This window comes from Spirochaeta dissipatitropha, assembly GCF_054657935.1.
The window spans coordinates 383,503-406,542 of the sequence record NZ_BAAHXT010000003.1 but is presented as its reverse complement, the minus strand read 5'-3'; the positions used below and the strand labels follow the sequence as shown (position 1 = coordinate 406,542).

Genomic DNA, 23,040 nt, shown 5'->3' with positions numbered 1-23,040 from the left:
TCCAATTGCCCGAAATTCGGGCAGGAGAATCACAAAAAACTTGACAATGCTGGTTTATCCTCATAAAATAACAACTGTTATATAACGTTTGTATTTTCATGGAGGGTGCATGCCTCGATCAGAGAGTTTTTCCAGGGATGATGTAATCGAAGCGGCCTGGAGCATTGTTGAGGTACAGGGCTTCAGTGGCTTGAGTGCAAGGGCTATTGCAGATCAGCTTGACTGTTCAGTAGCCCCTATCTACAGGCAGTTTTCTTCAATTGATGAATTGGCTGCTGCTGTCGCTGACAGGGCGTTCAGTACGGCCAGAGATATTCTTGAAGCACAGACGGGTTCACATACCTTTGAACGGATCGGGCTTGCCAGTCTTGAGTTTGCGCAGCGATATCCTGTTCTTTTCCAGGAATTATCACTAAGGCCGAATCAGTACAGTCAGTCCTATTCGGACATGGAATCTTATCTGGTAGATGAGATGCTGCATGACCCGGATCTGGAGGGCTGGTCGAAAGATGAAATCCGGAGATTACTTTTCAAGATGACAGCTGTCCATCTGGGATTAGCTGCAATGATTGCCAATGGGAGAATTCCCGAATGGCTGTCTAATGACGAAGTCGCATCGATGCTTCTTGATATTGGAGAAGATGTATATCGAGGCAGTGATCTGAAACGAGGGGAGAATCAAAATGAAAGACAGAATGATAAAAAGTAGGACTATGATTGAGGATGACACCAGGGTATTGATAATTGGTGCGGGTGTTGCTGGCCTCAGCGCAGGTATACATGCGCGTATTCAGGGCTATCGCTGTACTATCGTAGAGAAACATGGGCTTGCTGGAGGCGAATGCACTGGTTGGGATCGGAAAGGTTTTCACATTGATGGATGTATTCACTGGCTTGCAGGTACCAGGGAAGGCAGTGGTTTGAATGATCTCTGGAAACGGGTTGGTGCACTTGGAAATGTAGACATTTATGAACCGGAGAGTTTCATGGTGCATGAGCATGAAACAGCACATGTTCCCTTCTACCGCGATCTGGATCTTCTGTATGAAAGCTGGGTTCGCGTTGCTCCGGAGGACAGTGAAGAAATCAGTTCCTTTTGCTCCTTGCTGCGGGACTTCCAGAAATTCACAGTACCTGTAGGAAAACCGGCTGATATTATGAATCCCCTGGAGCGTCTGAAAAGCCTTGCGGCAATGAAGGATATTGGTCCTTTGTATATGAAATACAGCAAGATCAGTCTAAAGGATTTTGCAATGCGTTTTCAGAATCCGGCCATACGGGAAGCATTAGCAAGCAGCCTGCCGGAAAATTTCAGCGCAGTTTCACTGCTTTTTGCGCTTGCGGCTTTTACCAGAGGGGATGCTGCTATTCCTGCCGGCGGTTCACGAGCCTTGGCTCAGCGAATGCTGGATCGCTACCTGGAACTCGGCGGAGAGATTGTGACAAACAGTGAAATCCGCGACATACGCATACGAGGCAAAGCGGTAGAGTCTGTCGTTACAAAGGATGGAAAAGAATATGTGGCTGATTATTTCCTGGCCGCCTGTGATGCCCGGCATCTTTTCGATAATCTTCTTGGTGGGAGGTATAAGGACAAAGCTTTTGAACGGGCTTTTTCACGACCCGAGCAATATCCGCTGGCTTCAAATATCTACATAAGCATTGCTTGTGACAGGGATGTACTGAATATTCCACGCTGCATCCGGTTCCCGGTGAAGGATCTGCATGTGCAGGGATCAGATGTTGATTTTCTTCAGCTTACGCACTATGCATACGAAAAGGATTTTGCACCTGAAGGGAAAAACATAATGACCGTTGTAATCAATCAGTTTGGTTCTGATATTGATGCATGGTTAGGGATGTCAGAAGATCGAAAGGTATACAAGGAAACGAAGACGAAAATAGGTCTGGAGGTTCTGAGAGCTGTTGAAAAAAGATTCCCGGAGATGACCGGTCAGCTTGAATTACTGGATGTTGCTACGCCCCTGACATATATGCGCTACTGCAATGCGTATCGCGGTGCATTTATGCCGTTCCTGCCAGGCGTTTCTGGAAAGATGTTCGCTCATAATGGACGTATACGATCGCTGAAGAACCTTCATCTGACCGGACAATGGCTGCAGACTGGAGGGGGATTGCCTACTGCGGTGATTACGGGTAAGGACAGCATTCAGAGAATCGCATATGATCGAAAAGAGAAGTACAGTGTTTGAAACCATATTTCTGTACGGGCTAACAGCAGTCTTGCTGACGGTATCTATTTCAAGGAGCAGGGAAAAAACCGGGCAGGCTCTGAAAAAAGCTGCAAGGGCCTTGTGGGGAATTGTCCCGCAGTTGATCAGCATACTGATTCTGATTGCGGTGGCCCTGTCCTTTGCTGATGCGGTATTGATTTCCCGGCTGATCGGGGAGGAATCCGGAGTGAGCGGTTTTCTCGGTGCTGCTGTTGCTGGATCAATCACCCTTATGCCTGGTTTTGTGGCCTTTGTTATGGCGGCCGACTTGCTGGAGCTTGGTGCGGGAATACTGCCGGTTGCGGCTTTTGTTTCAACCCTCATGATGGTAGGGGTTGTTACCTTTCCTATGGAGCGTGAATATTTCGGAGCCCGGACTGCCCTGATTCGAAACTCGGCTGCATTTGTATTTTCTCTTGTGTCAGCCGGCTTTGTTGCTCTGGTGGTGTCCTTATGAAGCAAGCAAGAGGGTCAAGTAAGTTTATTGGTCCGCTATTGCTGACGATACTCTTTCTGCTTTTTATATTTGTGCTTCCGGAGCACGGGCAGTCGGCTGTTTCCAGTCTGCGCCAGCAGTTTCTGGTGATGATCCGATTTCTTCCGCCGGTTTTCATTCTGCTCGGCCTGCTGGATGCCTGGGTTCCCAGAGAGTATCTGATCCACCATATGGGTCCTGAATCTGGTATCAAGGGAAATACCTTGGCATTTCTGCTCGGGTCTGCTGCCGCCGGTCCACTTTACGGGGCCTTTCCCTTTGCCGCAGTGCTCATGAAAAAGGGGAGCAGCCGCAGGAATGTTATGATTTTCGTTGGTGCCTGGTCTACCACAAAGATTCCTATGCTGCTTTTCGAGACAGCAGCGCTTGGTCCTCGTTTCTCCTTGAGCCGGCTTACAGCAAGTATAATCGGCATATGGATAATCGCGCGATTGCTTGATTCACGCCTGGCAGGAGGCGTGAAATAAAAAAAGCTGCCTCGAATGAAGCAGCTTCTGAAATTTGGCGACTGGATTTACCAGCCTTGATGTGCCGGGTGCAAATTATGGTGGCTATGGTTGCCGCCTGTTTCCCAGCCTTGTCCGGAACCGCCGCTGGGTCCGATGCGTGTTTTCCAGTCGAAAGCTCCAGGGTCATTTATTGTCAGCTCCCAGACATTTCCTGAACTCCAGATTCCTTCGATTCCTGTGCCCCAATTGCTGAGTTCATCTGCGCTGCCGGTAAAAAAGACCGAGTTTCCCTCTCCGACATCTACGGTCATTCGGAGAGTAATCTGATCTTCTCCTCCACCATTGTCACCAATCAGTACGGCGTCGATATAATGGCCGTCTTCGTGAAATGTTATGCGGTATTCTCCAGCTTGATCTATCATGAAATCCTGTTCCGGATAGTTTTCCGTCCAGTCTCCATAGCGATCGATCTTGAAGCGTGGGTTGCTCTGCCCGCGAAAATCTGCGGTTATTTCCCAGATGCCATTTTCGATACGATCCATTGTGCTTGTTCCCCAGTCATTCGGGGTTCCACGAAAATAAGCCTGCTCCCAACCTGTGGGGGGAGGAAGGATCTGATCGCTGACAGGTACCCATACTGACCATCCCTCAGATTCGGTCATACGTACAGGGAAGTTTGCATATCCCTGGGCATTACTCGTTACCGTGCCGCTTACATTTGAAGTGTAATCATAGAATTCTGTATTTGGTTGTCTGGAATTAATCCAGAAAGACTCCTGTCCGCCCCAGTCACGGCCGGATACAAGAAGAACCAGTCCGGTTCCAGCAACATCACTGAGTCCTTCCCGCACGTAGGTATAGACTTCACTGGTGTTTGAGGAATTTTCATGTCCTGCTCCGTAAGCAAAGAACCGGCGTGCTTCTACGAGCCTGCGCAGGGTATGAGACATATTGAATTCATCCCAGTCACGGGCGAATACCGTAGGGACCCCCTGCTCACGCATCAGCATATAGGCATAAGCCTGATTCTTGAATCGTTCTACCTGAGGCTGATTATAATCATTACCATCTCTGCTGGTATCATGATTGTCTACAAACGTTACTGCGCGATCGGCATGCTGCGAGTTTACAATCCCTCCCCAGAAACGCATGTCCTTGTTCCCACTGCTCAATTGTACAAAATCATTTCTTAATGAAAAGTCAAATGCCCGGAGATACGGAGTGTTAACCGAATCGAGGTAGCCACCGACATCACCGACCCATGCTTCTCCTACGAAAAAGATATCCTCATTGGTATTGGCCTGTACGTGGTTAATCCATTCAGCAGTGAACCCACTGTCTACATGAGCGATTGCATCCATCCGGAAGCCGTTGAAGCCTACATCATTAATAATCCACTCACCCCAGGCCTTCATTTCATCGCGTATAACAAAGGTCTCACCATCTGGTCGGTACCAGTAGTCGACGTCGTTGCCCATGAGATAGGCTGTTCCATAGGTTTGCGGCCAGAGTTTGCCATCAAATAAAACCGGGTCAGGGCCTCCGTTCGCGTGTCTGTGTACTCGAATGGTATCTTCACTTTCGCCGTAATAGTCGGTTCCATTAAATGCCTGCCAGTTCCATGAAAAGTCATGAAAGAGTTGCCCCCACCGCTGAGGAGTGTAATGGGCGTCTCTGCCTGCGAAGTCATAGTATGTCGGAGTTATAATCCAGTCGCCTGAATTTCTTTGCACCCATTCATTTGCATCTGCACCCATTCGGTGATTGAATACCACGTCAAAATAGGTCTTTACCCCGAGATCCAGAAATACTGAAAGGGCATCATCAAGGTCTTCACGTGTCCCGTAACGGGTTTCCCGGGCGCCCTTCTGTTCAAATTCACCGAGGTCCCAGAAATCATACACGCTATAACCGACACCACTTGTCGCTTCCATGGCTTTGGCTGCAGGAGGAAGCCAGGCAGCGGTTATGCCTGATGCAGCAAGATCTTCAGCCATCGCTCTCATGCTGCTGTTGTCATCAGCAATATCAGCGAATAATCCCGGGTATGAGTTCCAGTAGAAAAACTGAAACATAGTCTCATTCACCATGTGTTCGGGTATTACCGGCAGGTCCTGAACCAAGGTGCCAGCTGTACGTTCGCTCTGTAATACCGAGTCTGGTGCAGAGCCGTATTGGTCAGGTCTTAGTGGATTTCCACAACCTGAAAGAAGCAGCACAGCAAACAGAAGGGCGATAGCCCCTGTTTTTTTCCTCATCGATGTCTCCTTGAAGTTTTCCTGGTACAAAGATGAAAAGCAGAACATTAAACCGGTTTTGCACCATGTGTAGATATCGTAACACCGGTTTACCTGATCCGCAAGGAAAATATATGTCTCATGAGCTTTGTGCAAAATTGCATTTTGCATTAGCATTCGCAAGATTATAAATACTCAAGTTGTTTACATAAAACAACTTGAGTATTCGCTACTTATGCGAGGAGGAAATTGCACTTAATTTTGCAATTTCCTCTCATTATATAAATTGCAGCTACATTGACCGTTGGCAAATTACCAAGGTATGGTCAGGAATGATCAAAGCAGTAATTTTTGATATGGACGGAGTAATTGTGAACAGTGAGCCCCTGCACATGGTGGTAGTGCTGGAGGTTCTTTCAGGCCTGGGGGCGACCGCTTCCGAAGCTGATATACTTCCGTTCATCGGAGTGGCTAACAGGCAGATGTGGGCAGAGCTGCGCAGGACTTTCGGGATCGCTATGACTGCAGAAGATATAATCAGAACTCAACAACTGAAGACTGTGGAGGCAATCCGTAATACTTCCGATATTTTGAGTCCTGGTCTGGTTGAGTTGCTGGAATATATTCGTCAGCATGCTCTATTAACTGCAATAGCATCTTCCTCGGATCGAGCCGTCATAGATGCTGTAGTTGAAACATACGGTCTGACTGAAGCCTTTCCCCTGAGAGTAAGCGGTGAGGATGTGTCAAACAGCAAGCCGGCACCGGATATATTTCTGCTGGCGGCCCGTAAAATAGGGATTGCTCCGGAGGACTGTCTGGTTATAGAGGATTCCCGGCATGGTGTTCAGGCTGCTCTGGCTGCGGGTATGCAGGTGATCGGTTACCGTAACCCCGGATCCGGTGATCAGGATTTATCAGCTGCTCATACCGTGGTGGATAGTCTGCTGGATGTGCCGGCACTTATATCTCGACCGGAAAAGCTCGGTTCCTCCCCCATTCCTCCCAGGATGCATCGTAGATAACTGTCTGAAACTGAGGGTACATGTGACTGAAAAGCCAGGCTGTGTGACTTGCCCGTAGGCCTGAGTGACAGTAGAAAATAACCTGCTGAATTTCCTGTTTCCGGGCCATGGTGACAATCGGTAGAAATTCCTTATGAAGTTCTGCTATGTCCTTCAGTTCCATGAAACCGTCCCGCAGGGCTCTTTTCCATTCCCAGTGGAGAGCACCGGGAATATGTCCTGCTCTTGATGCGCGTCTTTCTATGCCTGAATATTCACTTATTCTCCGGGTGTCTACAATTACAGATTTTTTCAGATTCATCTGTAGATGATCGCCGGTTATGTTTGCCAGGTTTATTGGCACATTCCCGAATTGCCGGTTAATGTGTTGGTGATGAGGCTGCCATTCACTGCCTGAACCAGCCTCGAGTGGTTTTCCGTATGCTGCCCAGGAATTTATTCCTCCGTTCAGAACCGATATATTTTTCCAGCCTGCCAGATGAAGGCCAATCGCTGCACGGGATGCACGCTGTCCATTGCCCTGGTCGTAAATTACAATCCCGGAGGTATAATTGTCTGGAAGCGATTGGTCATGTGAGGTTGGTGAATCAAGGGCAAACATTCCGGATCTGTTTTTCTGAGGACGGTAGACATACCTGAAGTCAAGCCAGACGGCCCCTGGAATATGACCTTCAGTGAATTCCTCACGGCTGCGGCCGGCATCAATTATTATGTGTATATCTGATGACAGTTGAGCGGGACTTACATATCCGCTGTCCGGCAGGTTGAGGGACGGGTTATATCTGCTGTTTTCGGTATCCGGGAATTGTGTGCCGAAGTCAGTGGGGCTGGAAATAACCGGACCAGATGGAACTGAGCAACCGGCTTCAACGGAGAAAAGACGGAGCAGCTGAAATCCGGCAAGCACTCCTGCAAGCATGGCAGCTCCGAACAACCATCCGGACAGGCTGAATGCCATGGTTCCTGAGAGAAAGGTGCCAATGGAACAGCCAAGACTGATCATTGCACCATAGCCGAGAAGAATGCCTCCGGTAACAGCTCTGAATGCCCCCCATAGATTTGTGCCTTTTATGTTGAGTTTTCCTGCAGCCAGTACGGAGACAAGGCTTCCTGCTGTAAGTGCAGTTATCAGTACTCCGTTCTGGCTCAAAATTTCTGCTGCTTCCTGTGGTATGCAGCCGGCTATCGCATCGAGACCACGGTAAACTGTCTGCTGCAGGAAACCTGCGCTCTGACCGATGTTTCGAGAGTAGCGCGACAGCTCGCTGGTCACCCCCAGGGGGCGTAAGCGGAAATAAGCAGCAACTGCAATGCCACCGATTGCCACAGCGCCGGCATTTACCGGCCATCTTTCCTTGAGAAGTGCATGGAGCCGTTGAGTCAGGCTTTCAGGCTCGGTTTTCAGCCATGTACGCACCGGGTTGCGGTGAAATTTCAACAGGAGTACTGCCAGGACTGCAATTCCGCCAAACTGAAGCAGGGCTGCGCCACTGTATCCGAAATGTTCAGGGAGCCAGATAACAGTTCCCTGCTGTATGGAATTCAGGTACCAGAAGTCCCAACTCAGGTATCCGAGAATGAAACCGGGAATAATACTGACCAAGGTAATCCAGGATGAACTGTTGCCTTCTGCGGATCTGTACATGTGGCTGGAAATACAGGAGCCTGACAATGCCATCCCCAGGCCGAAAAGCAGACCACCTATGACAAGATGTATGCCGATCGGGCCGATAAAAGCGTTGGGCGGAAGCCAACGGGCGCCCGGGTCAGGAATCCATGCTCCAAATACAACAAGGTACCCGGCACTCCCGACAGCTATTGTCAGAAGCAGGCCAAGAACCGGTTTGAAATTCTGCTGGGTCACGGCATCGCGCAGCATGCAGAGAATGCAGAAGCGGGTTCGTTGAAAAACAATACCAAGGCCGATACCCAGGAGAGCTGTTAAAGCAAGATCCTCAAGATGTGGATCTCCTGATCGGGCTAACTGAATAATGGTCCAGCCAGCAAAAAGAGCTGCCGCACAAGCAGCAGCTCCCTGGACAGCGGAATTGTTCCGGCTTGCAAAGCCTGAAAAGACTTTTGTCTGCATTTTCATCCTGTTATCTCCGGTTTATTGTCCACCCCAGACGGTTCCTGCCAGATTGGTAATCGGGACGCCAACACTGTTTCCGTATTCTGTCCATGAGCCGTCATAGTTCTTCACTTCGTAGCCCAGGATTTTTGATAATGCAAACCAGGTGTGGCTGGATCGTTCACCTATGCGGCAATATACAATAATCGGTTTATCGCCATTTACCCCGACTGATGCATAGAGTGCTCTTAATTCTTCGGCGCTTTTGAATGTACCATCAGCAGCAACTGCTTCACTCCAGACCACATTGACCGCTCCGGGAACATGACCGGCTCGAATCGAGAGTTCCTGGACCCCGGCGGGAGCGAAGACTCGGCCTTCATATTCATTCACTGACCTTATGTCTACAAGGTCATGGCTGCTGCGTCCCTCTGCAACATCTACTACATCCGGTAGAAAGGCACGAAGTTCAGTATTTACCTGACGTACTGTATACTGGGTGCGACGGTTCCTTGGTGCGGCTGAAGACAAGGGGCGTCTTTCTGCGGTCCACTTGTTTCTGCCGCCGTCGAGCAGTCTGAAATCCTCATGACCGTAGACATCGAAAATCCATGCTCCCCAGGCTGCAAACCAGTTGTTGGTGTCACCATAGAGGACTACCGTGTCCCCATTGCTGATTCCAGCTTCAGATAGCAATCGCTCGAATTGTTCCTTGCTTACTATGTCCCGCCGAACAGGATCAACAAGATCGCTATGCCAGCGGAAGTTTACTGCTCCCTGTATATGTCCCTGTTCATAGACGCCGGGGTTAACACTCACCTCAACGATCTTCACAGATGGATTTCCGAGATTCTCTGCAAGCCATTCCGTACTCACGAGAAAATCTGATGCAAATGCGCTGGTTCCGATCAGCAGCAGAGCTGCCAGAACGAGTCGTAGTTTCGTTCTCATATCCATACCTCCTATACCCTATTTGGATAGTCAACTTAATGACTTTTCTTATTCCTAATATACCTTATTGTTTTTGTCAAGATTAAAGAGGGAAATTCGGGTGGAATTGTGCTGATAGACCGAGAAAAGTCAGGTAAACCGATTCCACAGCTGATATAAGAGTGATATGCTCTTCTGATCATGAATCCGATTCATACTTATTCCGGCTTTACGCTGAATGCAATCAAGGAAATGTATGCCTACAGGGTGCGCATGCTGATCTGGATTGTCTATGATTTTATTATTCTCTTCGTCCAGTACTACCTCTGGAGGGCTATTTTCGCCAGTTCAGGTGGAAGCCTTCTGGAGATCGGACTTGACCAGTATCTGGCATACGTGGGCTTTGGTCTGATTTTCTCGCGCCTGATTATGGCGGATGTGGACGGCTTTGTTGCTCAGGAAATCAAGAGCGGCAATATTGCAATGCATCTCATTAAGCCCTACAGCTTCTTCGGCATGGTAAGTGCTGGAAGGATCGGAATGACCCTGGGCGGCTTTATTGCTCTGATACCTGTAAGTGTAACAATTCTGTTTCTGATCGAAATTCCTGCACTGACTCTGTTTACGGTGCTGGCAACAATTGTCAGTATGTTCCTGAGCTATATTCTGATTACGGTGTTCTTTTTCCTCCTGGGCCTGCTGGCATTCTGGATGACCAATTACTGGGGGCTGTTCCTTTTCAAGGAAAATATTATCGCTCTTTTTTCCGGACAGATTATTGCCTTGAATTTGCTCTTCCAGATCGGTCGCAGCGGGTTGCCAAATTTTCCGATTCCCATGTTAAGTGGTGAGTTTGTCAGGAATTTCTTTCTGGGGCTGGGCTGGCTCTCATATATGCTGCCCTTCCAGGCTATGTCATATACACCGACCGGTATTTTTACCGGCATGATTGTTGGCAGAGACATGGTGCTGGCACATCTTGCATTGCAGCTGTTCTGGGTCTTTGTGGTTTCCGGTATTACCTGGTTTGCATGGAAAAGAGCCCAGTTGCGTATAACCATTCGGGGAGGCTGAGTATGCGGCGGTTTTTCAGCATTTATGCTACCTTCTTTAAACAGCAGCTCAAGACATTAATGGAATACAAAATGGATTTTACCTCCGGAATGATTGCTCTTGGCTTTCAGCAGGTATCCTCCTTTGTTGTTCTGTTCGCAGTCTTTACCCAGATCGAGGCGATAGGAAGCTACAGCTTCGATGAGATGCTGCTTTTTTTCGGCTGGGCACAGCTGCTGAAGGGGATCGATCATGTGTACAACGATAACATCTGGACGGTTGGCTGGATGCGGATTCGGGACGGGAGTTTCAATCAGTTTCTGACCCGACCGCTCGGAGTAATCAGCCAGATTGTAATGGAGCGGATTCAGTTTGACGGCTTCGGGGAGCTGATTATCGGCGGGATAATATTTGTCTATGCATTTGTCAGACTTGGATTGAGCTTTGCTGCTTTGGACTGGCTGGTGTTTCTGTTCTTCATCGTTTGCGGTCTGACTGTATATTTTGCACTGAAACTGCTGGGGGCATCGGTAGCCTTCTGGACGGTTTCCAGCGGGGAGTTCATGACGGTTACCTATGAGATCGGCTCATTCACCAGATATCCACTGGACATGTACAGAAACAGATTCCTTCGCTTCGTTCTGATTTATGTTCTGCCATTCGCCCTTATAACATGGGTTCCCATGACCTGGTTTATTAGAGAGCCTGATTTTATTGCCGGAATTCTGAATATTCCGTGGGCAAACTCTGCAGCTATTCTATTGATGGCAGGGGGAATGAGTCTTCTCCTTCTCACTGTCAGTCTGACTATCTGGCGCCTTGGTCTGCGCCGCTATAATGCTACCGGAACCTGATCCGGCAGCAGCAAGGAGTAATGCAATGATACGGATCGAGAATCTTTCAAAGGAATTCAAGATTTATGAAAAACAAGAGGGCTTCAGCGGTGCTGTAAAGGGTCTGTTCTCGACTAAATACAGCATAAAGAAGGCAGTAGACGAGGTAAGCTTTTCCATAGATGCCGGAGAAAAAGTAGGCTACATAGGAGTCAATGGAGCAGGGAAATCCACGACCATAAAAATGATGACAGGAATCCTCAAACCGACCGGCGGAACCTGTGAAGTTTTCGGGCTTGATCCATTCAGGAGCCGGCGGAACTATGTAAAGAATATCGGAGTTGTGTTCGGACAGCGCTCACAGCTCTGGTGGGATCTGCCGGTCTCGGAATCCTTCGGCATTCTTCAGCGCATCTACGATATCCCCATGGAACGCTATCGGGAGAATCTGGCTTTCTGCAAGGAGCTGCTTGAACTGGATGAATTCTACCTGACACCGGTGCGCAACCTTTCTCTCGGTCAGAAGATGCGGGCTGATTTTGCCGCCGCCCTGCTGCATGATCCAAAGGTTCTTTTTCTCGATGAGCCTACCATCGGTCTGGATATAGTCGTCAAGGAGCGTATCCGGGGAGCCATATCAGATATTAATGCAGCGAGGAAAACCACGGTCATTCTGACAACTCATGACCTGCAGGATATACAGGAAGTCTGCAAGCGGATCATTGTAATTGATGAGGGTAAGATTCTCTTTGACGGCAGTCTGGATGCATTACAGCAGAATTTCGGCAAATGGCGCAGCGTTCATTTCGAGCTGGACCAGCTGCTTGAAGAACGAATTGACACCTCTGTAGAAGACATATTCAGTGCTGATACACCGGGGCTGGAGGTTCAGGGGGATGAGAGCGGTCTCCTGGTCAAGTTCGAACGCAACAGCCATAAGGTTGCTGACCTTATAAACCGCGTCATGCAGAAACGAAAGGTGCGCGACATTCGAATCAATGAGCCGCAGATGCAGGACATTGTAAAGGCTATCTATACAAAGAGCTGATTCTCAGGCCGGGTATGTCGATGAAGTGTGTATTCAATCAACCGACGCAGTAGCCCTGTTCCTTGAGGTATTCCTTTAATTGCGGGATGCTGATAATGCCGAAATGAAAGACCGATGCGGCCAGAAGGATCCCGGCGCCGGCTTCAGCGGCCTCTGCGAAGTGTTCCATTCTACCAGCGCCTCCGGAAGCCACGACCTGAGCGGAAACTGCTTCGCGGATCTTGCGAATGAGAGGAAGATCATAGCCTTCGCGTACCCCGTCGCTGCTCTTGGATGTCGGGAGGATGACTGTCGCCCCATACCCGTCGACCTGTTTTGCCCATTCCACCGCGTCATGTCCGGTTGCGGTGCGACCTCCGTCTATATATACCTCGTAGCCGGATGGCATAGCCGGGTTTATGGATGCATCTATGGCTACTGTTACCCGGTCACTACCGAGTTCCCGTATCATTTCAGCGATTACCTCGGGTTTTCTGAAGGCGGCGCTGCTGGTAGATACACGGTCTGCTCCAGCCTTGAGTACTTCCTCGGCGCTTCGCACATCTCGAATTCCACCGCCGACGGTGAAGGGTACAGTGACTACCTCAGCGGTCCGCTGCACTACATCCAGCATGGTGTCCCGCCCTTCATGGGTTGCACTTATGTCCAGCAGGGCCAGTTCATCGGCTCCGGCCTGGCAGTACGCCAGGGCTGTTTCAACTGGATCCCCGGCATCACGGATATCTACGAACTGTACACCTTTTACAACCCGCCCGTTCTGCATGTCCAGACAGGGCATTATCCTCAACACTTTTTCCATGAGCAGAAGCATAAACCGAAATCCACTCAAAACAAAGCAAAAAAACAAGATGTGTCAAAAATTAGGTAGGAATACAGCAGCCTCTCCGTCTATTTATTAGCAATTTAATAATATAAACGCTATATTTAAAGGCATACACAATCATATGTGAAGGGGTTGCACATGGGTATGGTAGTTCGCAGGCAGGTAGGGTTGGTAATTGTATCCTTGATTCTGGTGACAGGATGTGGAAATCCGTTTTCTTTGCAGATTGAGGATAAGCTCATTACTGCTGAAGGCACTGAATTGCATGAACAGTCTGCTTCGGGGGAGCTGGCTCGGTTAAAGGTGCATGTTGATGGAGGTCCTCCTGCTGCTTCAGCCCGAACTGTACTTCCCGAGGGATACCTGGCTTCTGATCTATTATACGGAGTCATTCTTATACCGGACGGTGATGGGGATGGAATTTTAGAAACAGATTTTACCTACGATGCTATTGAAGTCCATGATATTCCAATCGGGACATATTTGTTTGGTGTCAGTGCAATTGACGGGCAGGACAGAGAAGTATATCAATCTGTCTTTCAGGAAATTACGCTTAACCCTGGTGCAAATTCAATTGCAGTAGAACTGTTCCCGCTGTCCTCTAATGAGGGTGGGCTTGAGTTTAACCTGAACTGGCCGAATCAGGAGGCTGATGATCTGCAGGTCTACTGGAGCCAGGATATGTTAAATCTGTTTGTGCCAGCGCCAAACGTAATCAGCGACAACACAGATATGGATATTCCGAATGGTACCCTGCAGATTGCTGTGCCGGATGATGCAATTCCCAGCGGCACATATTATCTGACGGTTGAATTGTTGAATAATGGTGTGGTAGTTGGCCGGATTATCGAAGCAGTCCAGATATATGACTACCAGATATCCACCAAGACTATTACCATCGGTTCTGATCAGATTTCCCAGCCGCCTGCTGCCCCAGCTAATGTAAATGTGCTACAGCTTGATGGTTCTTCAATTAATATCAGCTGGGAGAATCAGTCAAATGTAGCTGAAGGTTTCTACATCTACCGCAGCGACAACCCTGCTGAGCCCTATGATCAGGTTGGTTTTAGCGTTGAGATCTATACTGATATAGATTTTACCCCGGGTACCGAGTACACCTACAGTGTTTCTGCATACAACAGCTTCGGCGAATCCGATGAAATTTCTGCCTCACCAATTATTCCGATTGATGACTTTGCTATGCTGTACCCGGCAGGAGAGCCTACGCATCTTGAATTCGATTTCATCTGGGAGGTTCCGGCTGGTGCGACGGGCTTTGAATTCAGGCTTGCTGTGGCAGGAGAAGCACCTTTTATAGATGATGTACTGGACGATCTGTCAGACACTGAATACGATTATTCAGTAACAGCGCTCGAATCGGATACTAGTTTTGACTGGGAGCTGGTGGCATACAATGCGACAAGTGAGCGCAGTATCAGTGGAAGCTTCGATTCACGGGATCTTTTTCTGTATGTTTCGCCGACAGGGAGTGACGATGTGAATTTCGGTACGACTGCCGGTACTCCGTATCTCACGCTCAATGCAGCACTGTCAGCGGCTGTTGATGGAGATACGATTTATGCAGCGGCTGAAGCTGGTGGATCACTATATGAAGAGCTGCTGATCATAGACAGGAATGTAACAATCAGCGGCAGCTGGAATACCGGGTTTGTTTCTCAGGATCTCGGAAACACAGCCACCACAATCCGCAATGGAGCTCCCGGGACAACTATTGTAATTGAGGATGCAGTTGTAACCCTTGAAAACCTGGAAATACAGCAGGCTTCGGCAGCCGGCGACGGCGTGCAGCAGGCTGTACGCGTCGGCTCAGGATCTGAAGTGATGATTGACCAGTCCCGTCTCCTGATCGATTCCAGTGAGGAAGAGGGGACTTCTGTTGTATATGTGAGTGAATTTGCAGCCGGTTTTTCGCTGTATGGTAGTGAAGTAATTCTTGGTGAGAATGAGAATACTATCGGTCTGGTATATGGGATAATCATTGATGGTACATTTGGTGGCCAGGTCACTGTTGGCGGTCCCGAAGCAGGAGAAGAGAATTTATTCAGTATGTCCAGTAATATGGCGGATCCATCGGTTTATATTTATGTCACACCTGGGGAATCAGGAACCGGATCGATAGTTGTAGAAAATAATGATTTTTCCTCGGCTGATATTTCTGCCGCTATGACGCTGGACAGCATACTTTCAGAAGGAAGTCTGGATATATCACTGTTGGGGAATGTAATCAATGGGCACCGAAATGAAGGGTCTTCCACGGTCTATGGTATACGAATCCTTGGTGACGGTGATGTGCTTGTGCAGGGTAATACCATAGAGATGACTGATGGCGGGGTTTCCGACTATACAGCTGTATATATAGCAGGAACGGGTACCGCAGATGTAGATGCCAACCTGATCAGGCTCCTTTCAGGTGCTGATTCTGATACAACCCTTGCTACGGGGGTGTATGTCGGGCGAACTGCCCTGATTACCAACAATATAATTGCACAGGAAGGCGCTGCCACCAATATGGCAGATCTGTATGTCATTCATGCCGGAGCCGAAGCTGAAAATGTCAGAATATATCACAACACGATTGTGAATAGAAATCAGAACATAATCGGCAGTCTGGTGTATTTCGAGACAGCGCAGGGAAGTAGTTTTTCCGGCAATGTAATATACGGTAATGGTGATGGTAATGAGTTTGCAGTACATTATGCCACCGGCAGTGGGGAGCCTGCGAATCATAATAATAATATCTTTTTTAACAGCGACAGTATTCTTTATGGGGGCGGTTTGTTGCAGCTGGAAGTTCTGAATACCGAAACCTGGGCAAATGGAAATATTTCCGTCAACCCGGTTTTTGATCTGACTGCCAGCTTCGGGGATCCGGAATGGTATGCCTCTACAGGCGATACCCCGGATGCACTCAGCACTGGAACAGATCGGATTGCAGCAGTACAGACTGATCTCTTCGGCAACGCCCGATCGGCTATTACCAGTATTGGAGCAGTTGAGTTTGAAGCGAACGGACCGGCAGTGACCAACGTCTATGTAGATGCAGCAAGCGGGAATGATCTGAATCGGGGAAGTCTGAGCTACCCACTCTCGACTGTCACACAGGCTATGTCCCAGATACAGGAGGGAGGGGTAATACGTGTGACTTCGGGGCAGTACGGAGTGGACTCGGTTCAGGTTGCTGAAGGTAGCCCTGATTTCAGTATTTACGGAAGCTACGATAATCCGGATTTTTCTACGAGAACCCTTGGTCCTCCCGGAACGGTATTTACTCATTCAGGTGCCAGCCAATTCAACTGGATAATCAGCGACCCTGATGTAGAGCTAAGCTTTGATGGTATTTTGTTTCAGACTCCTGACAATACTGCCGCCAATAGATCTGCCTTACGGGTTCTGCGCGGAACAGTTAGCCTTTCGAACAGCGAGGTCCGGACAACAGGCGGTACCGGCACCGGCGAGTCTCATGGACTCATAATCCAGGATATATTTACTGTTCCTGGTATTCAGAATGTGTCTGTGAACAATACAAGATTTGTTGCCGACAGTGGTTCGAATACAACCCGGCTGGTTAACTTCACCGGCAGTGGTGCGGTGCTGGACATAAGTAATTCCGAGTTCGTGCTTGATGGTCCGGAAGGAAACAATACTGTGTGGTTCCTGCATATTGGCGGAGCAAGTAATGATGATACTGCAGAGAGGAATCTGTCGGTAAGCGGATCGGTTTTTCATGTAGTGGATGTCGGAAACATTGCGTATCTGCATACGGTCGGTGGGCCAGCGGCCAATACTGCACATGAAAACACCAATTTTATTTTTTCTGATAACGAAATCATACTGAATGCTGCTGATGCAGGTGCCTTGTCATATTTTCGTTCGATCGATCTGGATTTCCCGTTGAAATCAGCACGGATTGAAAATAACCGATTTGACTCGGCCGCAACAAACGGTACAGGGACTATTCGATTGAGCGTTGGTGAGGCTCCGCAAATTTCTGCACCCGAAATAGTCGGGAACAGGATACGTGTTGCAGGTGCAGCGATAGATCCGTGGTGGGGTATTAATGCTGCTGTTCGATTGACAGGAGAAGGTAGTGCAGGTGCAATAGTTGCTAATAATATTATCGAACTCTATGGTAATGCCTCAGAGGGTACAAGTGCTGTTCGGGTAGAAATTCCTGATGTCCAGGTATTGCAAAACACTCTGGTGTTTGCAGATACATACAATGACAGTTCAGGGGCAAGTAATTTGCTTGTACTGTCTTCGGAAGCAGAGGAAAGTGTTGTGGTCAACAATATTATGATTTCCGGAGGTGGGCAATCAACTCTGAATGCCTTGAACTACGGTGCCCCCGAGCCTGTTATAGCTGCTAATGCATTCTGGAATGTAGCTGATGATCTAAATAGTCTGAACGAATCTCCTTATGCCGCAGGCAACATGCAAATTAATCCGATGTTGATAGAGGATCAGATAGAGGATCCTGCCTGGTACGGAATTGATTCACTCAATACGCCTGAAATAATTATTACCGGTGGCGTTCCCGACTTTGTCGCAGTGGTAGATACTGACATAAATGGAAATCCACGCCCGAATCCCAGCGGTGAGGCGTATGTGAGCATTGGCGCGCATCAGTATAATGATGCAGCACTGTCGCTGCTCGGAAGTGATGGACCTGGTGGAGGTTACATTTACTACCTGAATCCGGATTATCGGATCAGTGAGCCCTCAACGGCTGCTGACGGTTGGTTGTATCTTGAAGCTGCCCCGGAGGATGCAGATGAAGGAGCCTGGCTGGTATGGGATATAAATCCTACGCCAACAGCTGTAGGTACTGAAAAAGGAATTGGAGCCGGTCCAGCAAATACTGCTGCAATTGTGAATTCATTGCAGATGGATGGAGAAGCGGCATTTGCAGCAGATTCCTATGCCTCACAGGGATTCAGTGACTGGTTTATGCCATCCTTTGACGAAATGGATGAGATGTATACCGTTCTTGGGGTGCCGGGGCTTGGAATTCTTTCTGAGGAAACATATTGGACTTCTACCGAGGATAATGATTGGGATGCAGACACAGATGCCTTGAATCTTAATCCAGCCGGAAATCTCGGTGCTGCAACAAAGGACATTCAGTACAGGGTCCGTCCAGTACGCCGCTTTTGAGTTACTGGGAACCGGGCCGGGAAGGATATATAATTCCAGGCCTTCTGTAATCTGGGTCCATGATTTCTGACTATCCATGCCCCCCTTGGCGAAGATGATTAGAGTACTATATAATTGAACACGTATGAATTATAGACACCCGACAGCAGAGGATGGCGCAGAAATCTGGCGCATTGTGCGTGATTCCGGCGTTCTCGATCTCAACTCCAGTTACTGCTACCTCATGATGGGGCAGTATTTCTCCGACAGCTGTATTGTGGCTGAAGATGAGTCCAGCGGGAAACTGGCTGGATTTATTATTGGATTTCGCCCGCCAAAGGACCTTTCGGCCCTTTTTGTATGGCAGGTAGCTGTTGATTCTGATTTTCGTGGTCAGGGAATCGCCGGCACTATGATGAAAGAACTACTTCACCTGCAGCCTCCCGGTGAGATCCGCTATATAGAAGCTACTATTTCCCCGTCAAATACTGCCAGCCAGGCACTTTTCCGCTCAGCCGCAAAAAAGCTGAATACTGAAATCAGTTCGGAGAAATTGTTTCCGGCAGAATGGTTTCCCGGAACTGCAGCTGAGCATGAAGCAGAAGACCGATATCGTGTCGGCCCATTTGTGCTATAATATAATACAGAATAAAAATACAGAATAAAAAAGAAAAAAGAAACGAAACAGGAGGACTCAATGAGTACCAAAACAGAGAATACAAATGAGGAATGTCCAAGCTTGAAGCACGATGCTACGGATCTGGGGATTTTTGAAACCCTGGAATCCGAGGTTCGCAGCTATATCCGAAATTTTCCGATACTTTTCACCAAAGCCAAAGAGCATCTTATGTGGGATGCTGATGGCAATGAATATGTCGACTTTTTCTCCGGTGCGGGGGCTTTGAACTACGGACATAATAACCCTGATCTGCAGAAGAAGCTTGTGGAATACATAATGCGTGACGGGATTGCGCACAGTCTGGATATGGCCACCGATGCCAAGAAGGAATTCCTGGAGGGATTTCAGGACATAATTCTAAAGCCGCGTCTTATGGATTACCGCGTTATGTTCCCGGGACCGACCGGCACCAATGCAGTCGAGAGCGCCTTGAAGCTGGCCCGTAAAGTAAAGAACCGCGATTCGGTTATTTCCTTCACGAACGCTTATCATGGAATGACCCTGGGTTCACTGGCGATTACCGGAAATGCCTTCAAGCGTACAGGTGCTGGTTTGCCGCTGACTAATTCCGTGGCGATGCCCTATGCCAATTACATGAGCAATGAAATGGACACCCTGGCCTACATGGAACACTTCCTGAAGGATAACGGCAGTGGTGTTGATCTTCCTGCGGCAATTATTCTTGAGACGGTTCAGGGTGAAGGCGGTATTAATGTGGCCAGTCTGGCCTGGATCCGCGATCTTGAGGATCTCTGCCGCCGCTGGGATATTATGCTGATTGTGGATGATATTCAGGCTGGCTGCGGACGTACTGGTACCTTTTTCAGCTTCGAGGAAGCGGGTATCAGCCCGGATATTATCTGTATTTCAAAGTCAATCAGCGGCTACGGTCTGCCGATGGCGCTTACCCTTATAAAACCTGAGCACGATGCATTCGGTCCGGGAGAGCACAATGGTACCTTCCGTGGAAATAATCTGGCCTTTGTTACGGCTACCGAAACCCTGAATTTCTGGAAGGATGACAGTCTGACCAAGAAGATACGCCGTCAGGAAAAAATAATTGATAAGGCACTCGACGAGATCTGTGAGGATAATCCCAAGCTGAAGGCAGAGCATCGCGGTCGTGGATTCATGCAGGGTCTGGTATGTAATGCCAATGGTACTGCCAAGGATGTCTGCCGGGCAGCATTTGACAGGCGCCTGATCATGGAGACTTCCGGTCCCAACAGTGAAGTCGCCAAGCTTTTTCCTCCGATTACGATCAGCGATGAGGGTCTGAAACGGGGACTGGGTCTGCTGAAAGAGGCTGTTGCCGAGGTGAATGCCAACCTGTAATCTACCGGATGTGACGGCTGTTGCCTGGCTGGGCATAACCCGGCCGGGTCGTGATGAAGCGGCCGCGGATGCGGACGCCGGCGTATGACTCCACGTGGGGAGCGGCGGGGACGCCGCTGCACGAATCAGCGTGGATATTGATGAGAGAGCGAAAGAGGAATTTTATGTTTACGGTAAAACTTGATGATGTGATTGGATCTGAAAACGAGATTGACGGTGGGAACTGGGTGAGCCGGCGGCTCTTGCTGCGCAAGGATGGCTTCGGGTTTTCACTGCATGATACGATTATCCGTGAGGGGACCGAGACCTACATCTGGTACAAGAATCATCTTGAGGCGGTATACTGCATTGAGGGTGAGGGTGAGGTCGAGGATCTGGATAATAATGTGACCTACGAGATCAAGCCGGGTACGGTTTATGCGCTGAGCGGGCACGAGAAACATCTGCTGCGCGCGCTGAAGGGTGATATGCGGATGGTTTGCGTGTTTAATCCGCCGATTACGGGGCGTGAGGTGCATGACGAGAACGGGGTGTACCCGCTGATTGAAGAGGATTGATGTTTTTTTCAGGTGATGTCAGGTGATGAGAGCGGTCCGATTGTGGGCCGCTTTTTTTTTGGTGCTGATGGTCTGCGGGGCAGGAGGTCTGGTTCAGCGTTTGATTTTCTTTATTGTGGCCTTCCCGCTGTCCCAGGCTTTCCCGATGCTTGGCCCGAGGGCGTGATAGGTGTTGCCGAGGCTTGAGAAGCAGAGGGGGGTGAAGCTGTCCATGTCGATGATGTCGCCGGGGCCGGCAATTTCCGGGCTTATGTAGACCTGTCTGATTTCGGCGGCATAGAAAGTGTCGGCAGCGAAGGGAATCATCTGGCCGGTGAACATGCATTCACAGTTGATCGGGAATTCCTCGATCATGGGAGCTTTTTCAAGCTGGCCGTAGAAGCTGGTGAAGAGGCTGGCTTTATTCATATTGCGGCCGCTGACGAGGCCGCAGCAGTCGGTTTCCTCAATGTGTGTGCTGGCGGGGAAGTTGAGGCTGAAGCAGCCATGATCCCGAATGCCTTTGCTGCTGTGGTGGCGGCTGTTGAGACTGATTCCGATTATGGGGGGCTCGACATTGAGTCCGCTGACGAATGCTATGGTGGTGTAGTTTGGTTTTCCATCGACGAGGGTGCCGATTATTACGATTGGTGCTGCGGGAAGTGGGATGAAGGCGCCGGCCTGTATTTTATTCATGCTCGTCTCCGTGTGTGTTCTGATGATGTTGTTCCTCAATCCTCAGGCATTTATTACTGATTGTCAAAGCTTTTTATTCTTGAAGCACTTGCTGATCGGGAATTATTTATGTATTTTGTAAAAATGTTACCAAACATTCGGTAACATTTTCCTGCTTGTTGGTGTTATATAACAAATAATCGGAGTGAAATAGAGTGTCAGATTGTATTCGGCGTAAGCGCGCCGTGAAGATAGAGGGGATTATTTCTGCTGCCCTGAGGGTCTGGAGCAGAAGCAGCTTTACTGAATTGACTATGGATTCAGTGGCTGAGGAATTCGGATGCAGTAAACCTGCCTTGTACCGCTATTTTCCCTCAAAGCAGGTGCTGGTGGAAAAGGCCCAGCAGCGGTCAATATTGCGGGTGATTGAGTTTGCAGAGTCTGCCGCCGCTCAGTTGAGGAGTGGCGGTGCTCCTGATTCGATTGCGCTGCTCTGCGAGACTGCGGATGCGGTTTTCCGTGATTCACCTCAGGAGATTGCCTGCGTTATATTCAGGTCGCCTTTTTTCTCGGCCGGTCAGCTGGCTGATCTGGAGGCTGCCGGCAAGTCAGTGGAATCTGCTTTGGCTGAATCGATAGGCAGGGAGGAGGCTGCGTTCTGTGTGTTCGCTGTACTCCTGTGGTATTCAGCGGGGCAGTTTGTCGGGTGCGGAGCCGAGGTGCAGGCAATGTCCAGGGATTGGGTGTATTCACGCTGCCGATATGGCGTTTTTTCCGATCCCTCAGCGATGGATTTTGATGCTGATCGTATAGAACGCCATTTTCGTCTTGATGTTCAGTCGGCACGGCGTACACCCCACAGGTTTTTTACGGCGATCGAAGAAGTTGTACATGAAGTAGGGTTGGCTAATGCAACGCTGCAGAAGATTGCGGAACGTATTGGTATGAGCGCGAGCAGTCTGTACTTTCATTTCTCGGGACGCAGTGAAATGCTTCAGCAGACGATAGAACAGGAGCGTGGTTTTTTTATTGCTGTGTATCAGGAGCTGGCCGGGGACTACAGAACTTCGCTGCTTGGGCATTTGTATGGCTTTGTTCTGGCCCTCGATGATTATTACCGAATAAATCCTGAGCTTCTGACCGTCGGTACCTGGCTCAGGAATTACACAGTTCCGGGACAAGGACCTGAGTTAACGGGAAGAATAGTGGATTCATTTCCATGGCTCTCAGGTTCGGCCGAAATCGGCTTGCTGGCTGATGGTTTGAAGCTTGAGTATGTTCTGATGTTTCTGAACATGTACAGCCTGAATGGCAGTCAGATGGAGAACAGCAGGGATGAATCTATCCGCAGGAAAAAGCTGCTGTTGCCGCTGCTTGGTACTGACTGGTTCAGCGTATCAGGCAGGGCTCAGAAAGAAAGAATAGATAACATAGAAACAACAGGGAACAGAAAATGAGAGTA

General features: G+C 49.0%; 18 protein-coding genes. 13 read left to right on the top strand and 5 right to left on the bottom strand.

The features are described from left to right. The first annotated feature begins 109 nt into the window (after window positions 1–109). Genes ACYQ2L_RS05380 through ACYQ2L_RS05365 form a run of 4 tightly spaced genes read left to right on the top strand, consistent with a single transcriptional unit; the run spans window position 110 to window position 3,197 of the window. Complete coding sequence (locus tag ACYQ2L_RS05380) at window positions 110–709, top strand: TetR/AcrR family transcriptional regulator (RefSeq protein ID WP_460052114.1); 600 nt, start codon at window positions 110–112, stop codon at window positions 707–709. Continuing rightward, the gene (locus ACYQ2L_RS05375) at window positions 684–2,213 is read left to right on the top strand and encodes a phytoene desaturase family protein (protein WP_460052110.1); all 1,530 of its coding nucleotides are present in this window, start codon (window positions 684–686) and stop codon (window positions 2,211–2,213) included. Before ACYQ2L_RS05380 ends, ACYQ2L_RS05375 begins: the two co-directional genes overlap by 26 nt. Then, window positions 2,185–2,691: a permease gene (locus ACYQ2L_RS05370; RefSeq protein WP_460052106.1), complete on the top strand. Its 507-nt coding sequence runs from the start codon at window positions 2,185–2,187 to the stop codon at window positions 2,689–2,691. Before ACYQ2L_RS05375 ends, ACYQ2L_RS05370 begins: the two co-directional genes overlap by 29 nt. Further along, a complete protein-coding gene (locus tag ACYQ2L_RS05365) occupies window positions 2,688–3,197 on the top strand; it encodes a permease (protein ID WP_460052102.1) in 510 nt (169 codons plus the stop codon). Before ACYQ2L_RS05370 ends, ACYQ2L_RS05365 begins: the two co-directional genes overlap by 4 nt. A gap of 47 nt (window positions 3,198–3,244) precedes the next feature. Here the strand turns inward: ACYQ2L_RS05365 and ACYQ2L_RS05360 are convergent, their stop codons facing one another. Further along, a complete protein-coding gene (locus ACYQ2L_RS05360; protein WP_460052098.1) occupies window positions 3,245–5,437 on the bottom strand; it encodes an alpha-amylase family glycosyl hydrolase in 2,193 nt (730 codons plus the stop codon). Between the two features lie 311 nt (window positions 5,438–5,748). Here ACYQ2L_RS05360 and ACYQ2L_RS05355 point away from each other — a divergent pair, with 311 nt between their 5' ends. After that, window positions 5,749–6,441, top strand: a complete 693-nt coding sequence (locus ACYQ2L_RS05355) for an HAD family hydrolase (RefSeq protein ID WP_460052094.1) — start codon at window positions 5,749–5,751, stop codon at window positions 6,439–6,441. Here ACYQ2L_RS05355 and ACYQ2L_RS05350 read toward each other — a convergent pair. Further along, the gene (locus ACYQ2L_RS05350) at window positions 6,380–8,536 is read right to left on the bottom strand and encodes a YeeE/YedE thiosulfate transporter family protein (RefSeq protein ID WP_460052090.1); all 2,157 of its coding nucleotides are present in this window, start codon (window positions 8,534–8,536) and stop codon (window positions 6,380–6,382) included. The genes ACYQ2L_RS05355 and ACYQ2L_RS05350 overlap by 62 nt on opposite strands. 15 nt (window positions 8,537–8,551) lie before the next feature. Then, entirely contained in the window at window positions 8,552–9,463 is a 912-nt protein-coding gene (locus ACYQ2L_RS05345) for a sulfurtransferase (protein ID WP_460052086.1), read from the bottom strand. Between the two features lie 180 nt (window positions 9,464–9,643). On the opposite strand from ACYQ2L_RS05345, the gene ACYQ2L_RS05340 reads away from it, so the two are divergent. The 3 genes from ACYQ2L_RS05340 to ACYQ2L_RS05330 are packed head-to-tail and all read left to right on the top strand — an operon-like array spanning window position 9,644 to window position 12,376. Then, window positions 9,644–10,516, top strand: a complete 873-nt coding sequence (locus ACYQ2L_RS05340; RefSeq protein ID WP_460052082.1) for an ABC-2 family transporter protein — start codon at window positions 9,644–9,646, stop codon at window positions 10,514–10,516. 2 nt (window positions 10,517–10,518) lie between these two features. After that, entirely contained in the window at window positions 10,519–11,349 is an 831-nt protein-coding gene (locus ACYQ2L_RS05335; protein WP_460052080.1) for an ABC transporter permease, read from the top strand. A gap of 25 nt (window positions 11,350–11,374) precedes the next feature. After that, window positions 11,375–12,376 carry an ABC transporter ATP-binding protein gene (locus ACYQ2L_RS05330; RefSeq protein WP_460052077.1) on the top strand — a complete coding sequence of 334 codons (1,002 nt, stop codon included), beginning with the start codon at window positions 11,375–11,377 and terminating at the stop codon, window positions 12,374–12,376. 37 nt (window positions 12,377–12,413) lie between these two features. Here the strand turns inward: ACYQ2L_RS05330 and hisF are convergent, their stop codons facing one another. Further along, window positions 12,414–13,175: an imidazole glycerol phosphate synthase subunit HisF gene (gene hisF, locus ACYQ2L_RS05325; RefSeq protein WP_460052075.1), complete on the bottom strand. Its 762-nt coding sequence runs from the start codon at window positions 13,173–13,175 to the stop codon at window positions 12,414–12,416. A gap of 162 nt (window positions 13,176–13,337) precedes the next feature. On the opposite strand from hisF, the gene ACYQ2L_RS05320 reads away from it, so the two are divergent. The 4 genes from ACYQ2L_RS05320 to ACYQ2L_RS05305 all read left to right on the top strand — a co-directional run bounded on the left by ACYQ2L_RS05320 (window position 13,338) and on the right by ACYQ2L_RS05305 (window position 20,924). After that, on the top strand, window positions 13,338–18,374 hold the full coding sequence (locus ACYQ2L_RS05320) for a fibronectin type III domain-containing protein (RefSeq protein ID WP_460052072.1): 5,037 nt from the start codon (window positions 13,338–13,340) through the stop codon (window positions 18,372–18,374). Window positions 18,375–18,498: 124 nt separating this feature from the next. Continuing rightward, the gene (gene ectA, locus ACYQ2L_RS05315) at window positions 18,499–18,990 is read left to right on the top strand and encodes a diaminobutyrate acetyltransferase (RefSeq protein ID WP_460052067.1); all 492 of its coding nucleotides are present in this window, start codon (window positions 18,499–18,501) and stop codon (window positions 18,988–18,990) included. A gap of 60 nt (window positions 18,991–19,050) precedes the next feature. Then, window positions 19,051–20,367 (top strand): diaminobutyrate--2-oxoglutarate transaminase, encoded by a 1,317-nt coding sequence (gene ectB / locus ACYQ2L_RS05310; protein ID WP_460052063.1) that lies wholly within the window; start codon window positions 19,051–19,053, stop codon window positions 20,365–20,367. 164 nt (window positions 20,368–20,531) lie between these two features. Continuing rightward, window positions 20,532–20,924 carry an ectoine synthase gene (locus ACYQ2L_RS05305; protein ID WP_460052060.1) on the top strand — a complete coding sequence of 131 codons (393 nt, stop codon included), beginning with the start codon at window positions 20,532–20,534 and terminating at the stop codon, window positions 20,922–20,924. A gap of 93 nt (window positions 20,925–21,017) precedes the next feature. Here ACYQ2L_RS05305 and ACYQ2L_RS05300 read toward each other — a convergent pair whose 3' ends face one another. Beyond that, window positions 21,018–21,599, bottom strand: coding sequence for a flavin reductase family protein (locus ACYQ2L_RS05300; RefSeq protein ID WP_460052058.1), 582 nt, complete (start codon window positions 21,597–21,599; stop codon window positions 21,018–21,020). Between the two features lie 194 nt (window positions 21,600–21,793). Here ACYQ2L_RS05300 and ACYQ2L_RS05295 point away from each other — a divergent pair, with 194 nt between their 5' ends. After that, window positions 21,794–23,035 (top strand): TetR/AcrR family transcriptional regulator, encoded by a 1,242-nt coding sequence (locus tag ACYQ2L_RS05295; RefSeq protein WP_460052055.1) that lies wholly within the window; start codon window positions 21,794–21,796, stop codon window positions 23,033–23,035. Window positions 23,036–23,040: the final 5 nt, after the last annotated feature.

What these genes read in the sequence shown, in the direction of transcription:
- ACYQ2L_RS05380 (WP_460052114.1), top strand. Translation starts at nt 110, where the DNA reads ATGCCTCGATCAGAGAGTTTTTCCAGGGATGATGTAATCGAAGCGGCC.
- ACYQ2L_RS05375 (WP_460052110.1), top strand. Translation starts at nt 684, where the DNA reads ATGAAAGACAGAATGATAAAAAGTAGGACTATGATTGAGGATGACACC.
- ACYQ2L_RS05370 (WP_460052106.1), top strand. Translation starts at nt 2,185, where the DNA reads ATGATCGAAAAGAGAAGTACAGTGTTTGAAACCATATTTCTGTACGGG.
- ACYQ2L_RS05365 (WP_460052102.1), top strand. Translation starts at nt 2,688, where the DNA reads ATGAAGCAAGCAAGAGGGTCAAGTAAGTTTATTGGTCCGCTATTGCTG.
- ACYQ2L_RS05360 (WP_460052098.1), bottom strand. Translation starts at nt 5,437, where the DNA reads ATGAGGAAAAAAACAGGGGCTATCGCCCTTCTGTTTGCTGTGCTGCTT.
- ACYQ2L_RS05355 (WP_460052094.1), top strand. Translation starts at nt 5,749, where the DNA reads ATGATCAAAGCAGTAATTTTTGATATGGACGGAGTAATTGTGAACAGT.
- ACYQ2L_RS05350 (WP_460052090.1), bottom strand. Translation starts at nt 8,536, where the DNA reads ATGAAAATGCAGACAAAAGTCTTTTCAGGCTTTGCAAGCCGGAACAAT.
- ACYQ2L_RS05345 (WP_460052086.1), bottom strand. Translation starts at nt 9,463, where the DNA reads ATGAGAACGAAACTACGACTCGTTCTGGCAGCTCTGCTGCTGATCGGA.
- ACYQ2L_RS05340 (WP_460052082.1), top strand. Translation starts at nt 9,644, where the DNA reads ATGAATCCGATTCATACTTATTCCGGCTTTACGCTGAATGCAATCAAG.
- ACYQ2L_RS05335 (WP_460052080.1), top strand. Translation starts at nt 10,519, where the DNA reads ATGCGGCGGTTTTTCAGCATTTATGCTACCTTCTTTAAACAGCAGCTC.
- ACYQ2L_RS05330 (WP_460052077.1), top strand. Translation starts at nt 11,375, where the DNA reads ATGATACGGATCGAGAATCTTTCAAAGGAATTCAAGATTTATGAAAAA.
- hisF (WP_460052075.1), bottom strand. Translation starts at nt 13,175, where the DNA reads ATGGAAAAAGTGTTGAGGATAATGCCCTGTCTGGACATGCAGAACGGG.
- ACYQ2L_RS05320 (WP_460052072.1), top strand. Translation starts at nt 13,338, where the DNA reads ATGGGTATGGTAGTTCGCAGGCAGGTAGGGTTGGTAATTGTATCCTTG.
- ectA (WP_460052067.1), top strand. Translation starts at nt 18,499, where the DNA reads ATGAATTATAGACACCCGACAGCAGAGGATGGCGCAGAAATCTGGCGC.
- ectB (WP_460052063.1), top strand. Translation starts at nt 19,051, where the DNA reads ATGAGTACCAAAACAGAGAATACAAATGAGGAATGTCCAAGCTTGAAG.
- ACYQ2L_RS05305 (WP_460052060.1), top strand. Translation starts at nt 20,532, where the DNA reads ATGTTTACGGTAAAACTTGATGATGTGATTGGATCTGAAAACGAGATT.
- ACYQ2L_RS05300 (WP_460052058.1), bottom strand. Translation starts at nt 21,599, where the DNA reads ATGAATAAAATACAGGCCGGCGCCTTCATCCCACTTCCCGCAGCACCA.